Source organism: Streptomyces sp. WM6386, assembly GCF_000972385.1.
Lineage (GTDB): Bacteria > Actinomycetota > Actinomycetes > Streptomycetales > Streptomycetaceae > Streptomyces.
In genome coordinates this window covers 1-854 of record NZ_JXTE01000275.1, presented here as the reverse complement: position 1 = coordinate 854, position 854 = coordinate 1, and the positions used below count along the sequence as shown (strand labels likewise).

General features: G+C 70.1%; 1 protein-coding gene and 1 pseudogene. Both read right to left on the bottom strand.

Features of this window, described 5'->3' with window-relative positions:
• Positions 1-632 (bottom strand): aromatic prenyltransferase (locus TN53_RS48830; protein WP_234441839.1); only part of this gene is annotated, 632 nt, incomplete at its 3' end.
• A 29-nt stretch (positions 633-661) separates the two neighbouring features.
• Positions 662-854: pseudogene (locus TN53_RS41215) on the bottom strand (polyprenyl synthetase family protein); the annotation flags it as partial.

Below are 854 nucleotides of genomic sequence, written 5' to 3'. Positions count from 1 at the left end.
TTGTCGACGAGGCCGGCGATGTGCCGTTCGACGTCCTCGGGGACGCCGGTGTCCAGGAGCCGGCCGCGTACCTCGTCGGGGGTGTGGCCGGGTTCGGTGATGAGGCCGTGGATGTGTGCGTCGCGCTGCATCGCCCAGCCGAGGAGCAGGGTCATCTTGTGCTGGCTGAAGTCGAGTCCGGCCGTCTTGCCGGTCTGGGCGGAGTCGCCGAACGCGTCGAGCAGGTCGTCGCGGAGCTTGGCGAGGCTCTGGGAGCTGCCGCCGGGGAAGTACACCCAGATCTTCCGGAAGCCGCCGACGATCCCGAAGTCGATGCCGTAACTGTCGATGGGGCAGTGCCGCTGGATGTCGGCGAGCAGGGACTCCGCGGGCCGGCCGGTCTCGGTGATGAAGCCGTGGGCGCGGGCACGGAGGTAGGGGTCGATGTGCCGCGGGAGGGTGAAGCGGCAGTCGAACTCCCCTTCGTGGTGGGAGTCGGTCGCCACCCGGAAGGCGATGATCGCCTGCGGCAGCGCGTCCTCGTACGCGGCGAGGACCGGCCAGACCTTCTCGCGCGAGCAGGACACGTCGATGAGCGCCGCCGATTCCTCGACGCCGGCGAAGAGATCCGCCAGCTGCGCGGTTCCCGACATTCTTCCTCCAGGTGTCGTGCTCGGGCGGGTCACTTGTTCCGGTAGGCCACGCGCAGGGCCATGTTCGTCAGCTCGCTGCGCCACACCGCGTCGACGGGTGCGTCGGCGATGGCCGCGCAGCCCTTGTCGACGAGGCCGGCGATGTGCCGTTCGACGTCCTCGGGGACGCCGGTGTCCAGGAGCCGGCCGCGTACCTCGTCGGGGGTGTGGCCGGGTTCGGTG